This is a genomic window from Pedobacter jamesrossensis, assembly GCF_042650905.1.
Taxonomy (GTDB): Bacteria; Bacteroidota; Bacteroidia; order Sphingobacteriales; family Sphingobacteriaceae; genus Pedobacter; species Pedobacter jamesrossensis.
The window spans coordinates 1-7,774 of sequence record NZ_JBHSBY010000082.1; the positions used below are offsets into that span (position 1 = coordinate 1).

6 protein-coding genes are annotated in these 7,774 nt (G+C 38.1%); 4 read left to right on the forward strand and 2 right to left on the reverse strand.

Annotated elements, in window-relative coordinates:
* Positions 1–92 precede the first annotated feature (92 nt).
* The 4 genes from ACFOUY_RS09315 to ACFOUY_RS09330 all read left to right on the forward strand — a co-directional run bounded on the left by ACFOUY_RS09315 (position 93) and on the right by ACFOUY_RS09330 (position 3,364).
* Positions 93–767 (forward strand): outer membrane beta-barrel protein, encoded by a 675-nt coding sequence (locus ACFOUY_RS09315; RefSeq protein ID WP_378960235.1) that lies wholly within the window; start codon positions 93–95, stop codon positions 765–767.
* Between the two features lie 177 nt (positions 768–944).
* Positions 945–1,514 carry a DUF6088 family protein gene (locus ACFOUY_RS09320; RefSeq protein ID WP_378960236.1) on the forward strand — a complete coding sequence of 190 codons (570 nt, stop codon included), beginning with the start codon at positions 945–947 and terminating at the stop codon, positions 1,512–1,514.
* A gap of 10 nt (positions 1,515–1,524) precedes the next feature.
* Entirely contained in the window at positions 1,525–2,484 is a 960-nt protein-coding gene (locus tag ACFOUY_RS09325) for a nucleotidyl transferase AbiEii/AbiGii toxin family protein (RefSeq protein WP_378960237.1), read from the forward strand.
* A 388-nt stretch (positions 2,485–2,872) separates the two neighbouring features.
* Positions 2,873–3,364 (forward strand): hypothetical protein, encoded by a 492-nt coding sequence (locus ACFOUY_RS09330; RefSeq protein ID WP_378960238.1) that lies wholly within the window; start codon positions 2,873–2,875, stop codon positions 3,362–3,364.
* Between the two features lie 60 nt (positions 3,365–3,424).
* On the opposite strand, the gene ACFOUY_RS09335 is transcribed toward ACFOUY_RS09330, so the two are convergent.
* Complete coding sequence (locus ACFOUY_RS09335; RefSeq protein ID WP_378960239.1) at positions 3,425–7,210, reverse strand: YecA family protein; 3,786 nt, start codon at positions 7,208–7,210, stop codon at positions 3,425–3,427.
* Between the two features lie 111 nt (positions 7,211–7,321).
* Positions 7,322–7,693 carry a hypothetical protein gene (locus tag ACFOUY_RS09340; RefSeq protein ID WP_378960240.1) on the reverse strand — a complete coding sequence of 124 codons (372 nt, stop codon included), beginning with the start codon at positions 7,691–7,693 and terminating at the stop codon, positions 7,322–7,324.
* Positions 7,694–7,774 lie beyond the last annotated feature (81 nt).

Here is a 7,774-nt window from a genome sequence, read left to right on the forward strand (position 1 = left end):
ATTAACTAATTGGTTATAAGTTAAATATAAGAAAATAAACCCATAAAAACAAGTCAAATAGTTGGTAATCAGATATTTAAACACTTAACTTAATGACATTGGGCTTGCGGGTGCAGCGTAATAGTCAGGCAGAGTTAACTTATACTTTTGATGACCGCATTACACTTATCGGCACGTACAGCAGGGCGGATGATTACTTTAGTACCCTTTACTTTCAGTCCGGCAATATTTTAACGGAGATGCCAGGTAATGTAGGAAAGATGCAAACGATTAACTTTGACCTCAATTACCCAATAAGGGTAAGCAAGTGGTGGAATATGCTGAACAAGGTTAATGCCGGTAATGATCATTTCAGCGACTCTTTATTCCAAGGGCAATTGGATCAGGATAAATGGCGGTATCAATTTTCTACCAGCCAGCGTTTTTCCTTGCCGGGTAAATACCAGTTACAAATCAGTGGCCGCTATACCTCAGCTTCCCAAAACCTGATCTATTATCAGCAGAGCAGCGCTAATGTTAGCGCCAGCATCAGCCATAAAGTTTTTAAAGAACAGGCATCATTGCGTCTTGGGATTAGTGATATTTTTAAGACCCAGCGTAATTATACCCGCGTGAATTTCGGCAGCCTGAATTACACCGATTTTGGAACTTCTGAGAGCCGCAGGGTTTCTTTGAATTTTAGCTGGCGTTTTGGTAACACTAAGGTGAGGCAGACCCAGGATCGCAATCGAGGTGATGCCGACGAAAAAGTGAGAAGTGGTAGTTAAGCATCACTAATGGATTGTGATCTAACAGTTAGTTAATTCGTTTTTCATGATAAGTTAATTCCAAATATTTATAACTATCTGTAATTTTGCGATTTGAGCTTGTAGTTTGCATGAAAAATTCTTAAATATTTTTGCAATTGGTATCCTTTTTGTAGATTTGAATAGAAAGGCGAAATTATGAAGAAAGAAAGTCAGCTGGAAAGGCAGATCCGCAGGGGTGAAGTTTATCGCAGAGAAGATTTGGTTCCTTTTTCTGGGGCGGTAGACCGAGATCTTGCAGAACTCGTAAAAAAAGATATTATCGTAAAACTCAGGAACGGCCTTTATCACTATCCTAAGCTCTCTGTATTTGGCAAGTTACCACCAGATGAAGTGAAACTAGTGCGTAAGTTTTTAAAGGATGATAACTTTCTGTTGACCTCGCCAAATCTCTACAACAGTCTTGGACTCGGAACAACGCAGCTTTATAACAAACCGACGGTATATAATCACAAGCGAAAAGGTGAGTTCAAACTAGGTAATCGGATTTTTAATTTCATAGATAAATCTTCATTTCCTAAAAAAAATAGCTCAGAGTTTTTACTTGTAGACCTTTTGAACAATATTTCTAGTCTCGCAGAAGATGCTTCTGCTGTTTTAGGTAAAGTACAGGAAAAGGTGTTGACTATGGACAGATTTAAATTAAGAAAATATATTGATTCCTATGGAAATCCTAAAACTAAATCTTTTATGAGATCAATACTTTAAAGTCTTTTAAATGGCCAAGATTTACCTACACGAACACAAGGATTTTTTAAACCTAATTAATATTATTGCAGATGAGAAGGCGATAGAGCCATACCTAGTAGAAAAGGATTACTGGATCATGCATTCACTCTATGGACTTAAAGAGCAGGGATTTGATTTTGAATTAAAAGGTGGCACCTCTCTATCAAAAGGTTTCGGATACATAAGCCGGTTTTCTGAGGATATTGATATTGTTATCAATCCACCAGTAGAGGTGCCTGTAAAAGTTTTTGCCGGTAAAAACCATAATAAGGAAGCACATATAAAATCCCGGATCGATTATTATCAATGGCTAACCGATAACATAAAGATTTCTGGAATTATTCAAACTGAAAGAGACCAGGACTTCGATTCTACACCTAAATATTTTGGTGGAGGTATCCGTCTTTTTTATAAAAGTTTTACAAATAAGGTAGAAGGAGCTAAAGAAGGTGTACTTCTAGAAGTAGGATTTGATGATATCTCCCCAAACCAACCCATCACTATAAGTTCATGGGTTTACGACAGAGCGATACCATCTAAAGTTGAAATCATAGATAATAGGGCAGTAGACATCAAATGCTACAATCCCGAATATACTTTTGTAGAAAAACTTCAGGCAATTATCAGGAAATTCGCTCAAGAGCAGTCATCTGGAGAAGTTAACCAAAATTTTCTCAGACAATACTATGATGTTTATGAGCTACTTGGCCATAAGGAGGTTGTGGACTTTGTTGGGACAAGCGGGTATATTGCTCATAAAGAACGCAGATTTAACACAAAGGAGCTCGAGACGCCTTTAGCCAAAAATGCCGCATTTGATTTCTCCGACGAAAGCCTGCTGAAAATTTTCAATGAACGGTTTTTAAAGACAAAAGCACTATATTATAAGGGACAGCCCACCTTTGAAGAGATAATTGAGCGTATTAAACTTTTTCTGGATAAAATGTAAGAGACTTATTGAATTCAAAAAAACTATAGTGTGGAATCTTGAATTAATTAGATTCGCTGTACATCATAATTCATGCAACTTATAGAAAACAGATAGTCCAAATTAAAAGTGTAAGAAAATTAACCTGGTTTTATTTCTTGTCATTTTATTTTTCGTTTACTTTAAAAGCACAACCCTCTGTCGATTTCCGAGTGGGTATTTCAATAAAAGTGGTTCATCGTCACTTTTGATGATGAATTCTATATCCGACTCTAAAAGAGCAGTTTTTAGCTCGGAAAAGCTTAGTCTGCAGTTAGGGATCTAATCAGATATGGTACAATCATTTATAGGTTTTCAACAGAAGTGACGAAGAACCTTAAAAATTGTATTCTCAATCGCCTATGACCTTGTGCCGGCGGGCGATGAAATATGCTCTACTGTTAATATTAATCGCCAGAAAAAAAACCTGGGTGTTGAATTGGTTGCCCAATATTTTGCATTGCGGGGTATTATAACAGATTATCTCGTTCCAAATTTTTCGATAAGAAATAAGGTTCAGCATGGCGAGTGGGTTTATGCATTCAAACCAAAACATTCTGCGGAATTTAGTCAAGACATAACCGACAATCTCAACAACGAAAATATAATCACAACGACCTCTCGCTACACACTGGTAAATGCTTTATACCAAATGATTGTTGACATTGGAAGGTTTAAGAGCAATGCTTTCGCAATCGACTCGATGTTAACACCCTTTGAGTATTTTTATGATGATTATATGCGGAAGATTAAATTTGAAGTTACAAAAATAGAAAACCCAAATTTGCCAGCTTTCACAGCAGAAATTATCGCCAGGGAAGTCCGCGGAAAACTACATAGAGCTAACAAGCAACAAGCATGACATCCAATTAATATTTTGAAACTGTTGTAGTGTTGCCAAGTGTCCTTAATTCTCAATATCCTACTTCTTTCTTAAAGCATCCTTACCTTTTTCTTTTAATTGATTAAAGGATATTACTGGCAACGGCAGGCTTTCTTTTGCAATATAGGTCATTGGCATTGCATCAGATGCTACAACAATAGATACTACTCTATATCCACCTTCTTTTAGTTTAAGAAATTCCTTTACAAGTTCAGGATGTTCTTGCAGATATGTATCCCTTCCAACATGTTTATTTATCTTTGCTTTCGCTTCTTGCCCTTCTCGCCCAAGATATAAATCAAGTTCAACTTTCATTTCGTGTATGTTCCTCGCACCAACGATGTTTTTACACTCTAGCGAGTAAATGATTTTTTCCTCATGGTCAACAGCCATTACGTCAACATCCCCGTAATTTTTTTCAGCGGGAATGTGACCATCAGGTTGTATTTTAACTTCATGGCCGATTATTTCGAGATCACTATTATTTTTCAGCCATTCAGCAACTTCGTTACGATATGGAGTTCCTTTTTCATGAAGTACAGTGCCGATAAATGAACCCATTTTTTCAGAGCTTGTTTCAGGCAGTTTCCCTGTAAAGATTAGGAATAGTAGATTATCTATGTATGATTTTAGATGACGGAAACCGAATAAAAACTGACGTTGACCGTTATCATCGGTTATAAGAGCAAGCGGGCGTCTTAAATAAGATAAATTGCGTCCATACCTCCACGGGAAAATATCTTTTGATGTGTAACCACGTGGTGCAGCACCGATACCGTTTCTTTCTAAAAGCGTCATAATTCCAACCGTCTTAAGTAGTCGGGCCTCGTCTCTTTCGGGGAGCTCGGATTTTAACAACTGATATAATTCATTTTCAGCTAACGCCGAGCAAGGTTCTTCTCTTTTAAAACCGTAATTAATCAATACGCCGACTACTTCGGATACCTCAGTTAAAGTGACCCCGAACTCATCTTCAAACGCTGCATCTACGCGATTACTTTCTTCCGTGTTTTCAGCACGAGACTGATATTTCTGAACGTATTTTTCATCAAAACGTTCAACATACCGAGCAACAACGCCTCGATTACGTGCATAAGAATAAGGGACAAGTACGTTATTCTGAAAGCTCTTGTCAGTTCCGATCCGCCTAGATGGTAACAATCCCATCTTCGGATCAGTTATGCCCATTCGCATCGCTTCACTGATCGATCCCCAAGTTGTAAGTTGGTGGGTTAACGCCAGTAAAATCCCTACGTCAGCATAATTAGGCCGCTTTTTGCCTTTTGGCGAGGTGGCGACAATAAACTCAATCAAAGTACGAATGGAATGAGCAGCTGGAACCAGTTGGCCATCTTTATCATTTATTTCATTGACTTCACCCTCAAAATTTGCAAAGCACGCGATTTTGGCCGGTGACCGTATTTCCCTTATTTCTCTTGTATAAACACATCGCTCATTCCATTTGATTAACCATTCAATTAATTCTTTTGCATCGAAACCTGCAATTCTTCGTGTCAATTCGGCGATTAATGCGGTAACTATGGCGTCGCATAAACTGATTTTCTCATTAATATCGGTGATGTTCTCAGGAATAATTGTACCTGCCGGTAGAAAACTAACTAAATTATCCAGCACATACGAGGTGTCAACTTCAGCTATATACTGTTCAGGTGGTAGATGTCTTCCGTCAAGTTCTACGCTGGCGGCGGCATCTGTAAAAAGTATCATTTTGGCATTACCAGGTTGAAGCTCAGATTCCACCATTCCATCAATCTGCTCCGCTGTCAGGTCGATTTCTTTTCCAGCTTCCCTAATGTAATTTACCAGCCCATTCAGAGCTGCTTTTACCATCATTTTCTCACCGATGTTATCAGTTCTACCTGTCAGATACATAAAATCATAAGGAATATGTACCCGTATTTTCGGTGGAACTATTGATGTAACGATTTCAACGCTGGTGGGTTCAACAGTTTTGACGATGAACTCATTTCCATTCAGCATCCGTTCGTCAATGATTAGTTCAATTTCAAACTGTACAATATTCTGTTTGTTGAGCTCAGGGCTCAAAAGAGGCTCTAAACGATACAGCCAAAACAGCAGCGCTTCTGTAATTTCAGGCGCTAACAAATCTGTATCTTTCTGGTAATTAGTTACCCAAATCGGCATTTTATAGCATTCGAGCATCCGCCTGTATTCTGGTGAAAGCTTGTCCCTAAAGCCATAGATCGGCGCATACTTTCGCTTTTTTATGATAGTGGCGAAGGCTCGAAGCCCACCTGGAATAATAAGCTCTCCCGCATGTTCATCACGGCTAATCTTTACTTCATGCCGCAAACTAATATCATTACCTGGAAGATAAGTTAACATAGCCCCGATGGGGCGGGCATCATCAGAATTTGTTAATGAACCATCATTGCGTCGGTAAACTGCATACAAATTTAACAGCCCGGTCATGTTTATAATGCGAAAGCGCGAGCTTGTCTCGTTGTAAATAGCAGCAAATTTCCACAGGGTCAGAAAATCAGATTCCTGATCGTAAGCAATAGTATTAAGGTCACCAAGCGTCATAACTAAGCTTTGGTCCCCATTTTCGGGTTTTGCCATAGAGAAATAACTTCCATGACCAGTTTCTGATAATACGAAAAGAGAAAGGATTTCAAAAGTTTCAGCCCCTTCAAGAGATTTTAAGTGCTCGATAATCTGAGTATTTCTGTCGTTCAATAATTTTTCCAGGTCTTTATTTGTATAATTTCCAGTAATTTTTTCGACATCTAAAAGACAGATATACCCAAACTTTTGATTATCAAATTGCCATATCGACTCTCTGATTGGTAAGCCAGTGTCGTTTTCAGGAAGTTTTATGTCGGTAAATGCCCAACCTAAATGGCTTAATGCCATACTGGCGCGATGGTTTTGTTCTTCAGAAAGCATCTGCATCAAAGCGTCCTTGCATCCCGCAGCGTCAGCCTGTTCGTATATGAAGCCAATGAGGCTGCTTACGACAGTCGTTGGCATATATAGCATAATATCACTTCCGTCTCGTATTAGAGGTTTTAAGGATACTATATTATCATCAGGGTCATCATCTCCAAGTTTTGGATTAGTTGTGGTTAGTATAAAATTTTCGATTACCGATAGATCATAATTATATAACCCTGCTATCTTGCTGAGATATTCCTCTGGAAAAATTAATGATTGAGAGTTATTGATAAACTCGTCATATTCTGGGAAAGCAATTTTTGAAGAAAGTTCTCCTGGTTCGTATCGTTTGTGTTTCAAGTCTTCAGCCACCTGATTACTCATATAAAGTAGCAATCCTGCACCATTATACACAAGACGTTTAAAATCTTCTGGTAAAGAATTTTCACCTGTTAGAATTACTTGCATGAGTTCATTAAGAATTGCCGAGGCATTCCGGTATACTCCGGGAAATATTACTTGATTTCCGTTAATTGAAACCGCATTCTCCGTGAATAGATTTATAGGCGGTTCGCTATCATATTCTTGCCCTCGCTTAATAGCTTGTAAAAGTGCATCCCAAGGCATATATGGTCTTTGGTCATTTTCACTGGTTCCGTTCATAACCACACGCGCCATTATTTCAAGGTTAAAGTTATGCCCGTGGTTCTCCGGTAACAATTGAAGAAATGCGAGAAGTTTTAAAATAGGCGCTGCGCGGTAACCAGTTATCATTTCCTTAAAAGTTAATTGACGAGCAACGGTAGCAGGACGTGGGGCCGTTGTACTATCGCTACCCCAATGGCAATTTTTATATTTTTTTTCACTACCACAAGGGCATGGATCATTTCTTCCTATTTTACTCATATCGGAACATCGATTGCGGAAAATACTCGGTTTCTTTGAAAACTACATTGGCTATTTATAAAAATATCGGTAACAGTAAAAATAGTATGTAACGCTTTCAATTTTTTTGATTTATAAAATGAATATTTTGCTACCAAAGGTCTCAAAGAGAATGATTTTTTCAAATTTATTAGAAGTATGTATTTCCTTAAGTTCCTCAAGATCGAATCCAGAAAAGCTGCTTACGCCATCAATTATTATCAATAACCAGCACGAGTCAAACTCAGCAGCAGAAATATAATTATGAAATTTGGCTTCTTTTGCCTCAATCCTCTCATTTAATAATTCAAGAAAACCTTCTTTGGCAATGTACTCCTCCGCCAGAATTAGGTCAATTCTCGAATCTTGGCTGGAGGTGATAACAACATGTTCCAAGAACGTCGGTTTTTCTAATACCTGGCCTGATAATAGACCCTCTATATGTAAGCAGCCTACCAAGTACATCTTTTAAATAACTTTCGCGATGTTTTTCTTTGCATAAAAGAAATATATGAGAACATCAGAAGAAAAAATGTTAGCAGTTGA